Source organism: Enterobacter sp. KB-280D8 (assembly GCF_041399405.1).
Classification (GTDB): Bacteria; Pseudomonadota; Gammaproteobacteria; order Enterobacterales; family Enterobacteriaceae; genus Enterobacter; species Enterobacter cloacae_N.
This window is the reverse complement of the sequence record NZ_JBGKEC010000025.1, coordinates 1-1,058: the sequence shown is the minus strand read 5'-3', so window position 1 is coordinate 1,058 and position 1,058 is coordinate 1. Positions and strand designations below refer to the sequence as shown.

Annotated in this window: 1 rRNA gene; it reads right to left on the bottom strand. The window is 54.1% G+C overall.

The window, feature by feature from the left end:
• A 23S ribosomal RNA gene (locus AB8818_RS22845) occupies window positions 1-1,058 on the bottom strand; the annotation flags it as partial.

The following is a 1,058-nucleotide window of genomic DNA, read 5'->3' as shown; positions in this document are numbered from 1 at the left end:
TCAGGGAGAACTCATCTCGGGGCAAGTTTCGTGCTTAGATGCTTTCAGCACTTATCTCTTCCGCATTTAGCTACCGGGCAGTGCCATTGGCATGACAACCCGAACACCAGTGATGCGTCCACTCCGGTCCTCTCGTACTAGGAGCAGCCCCCCTCAATTCTCCAGCGCCCACGGCAGATAGGGACCGAACTGTCTCACGACGTTCTAAACCCAGCTCGCGTACCACTTTAAATGGCGAACAGCCATACCCTTGGGACCTACTTCAGCCCCAGGATGTGATGAGCCGACATCGAGGTGCCAAACACCGCCGTCGATATGAACTCTTGGGCGGTATCAGCCTGTTATCCCCGGAGTACCTTTTATCCGTTGAGCGATGGCCCTTCCATTCAGAACCACCGGATCACTATGACCTGCTTTCGCACCTGCTCGAGCCGTCACTCTCGCAGTCAAGCTAGCTTATGCCATTGCACTAACCTCCTGATGTCCGACCAGGATTAGCTAACCTTCGTGCTCCTCCGTTACTCTTTGGGAGGAGACCGCCCCAGTCAAACTACCCACCAGACACTGTCCGCAACCCGGATTACGGGTCCACGTTAGAACACCAGCCATTAAAGGGTGGTATTTCAAGGACGGCTCCACGCAGACTGGCGTCCACGCTTCAAAGCCTCCCACCTATCCTACACATCAAGGACCAGTGTTCAGTGTCAAGCTATAGTAAAGGTTCACGGGGTCTTTCCGTCTTGCCGCGGGTACACTGCATCTTCACAGCGAGTTCAATTTCACTGAGTCTCGGGTGGAGACAGCCTGGCCATCATTACGCCATTCGTGCAGGTCGGAACTTACCCGACAAGGAATTTCGCTACCTTAGGACCGTTATAGTTACGGCCGCCGTTTACCGGGGCTTCGATCAAGAGCTTCGCGTTGCCGCTAACCCCATCAATTAACCTTCCGGCACCGGGCAGGCGTCACACCGTATACGTCCACTTTCGTGTTTGCACAGTGCTGTGTTTTTAATAAACAGTTGCAGCCAGCTGGTATCTTCGACTGATTTCAGCTCC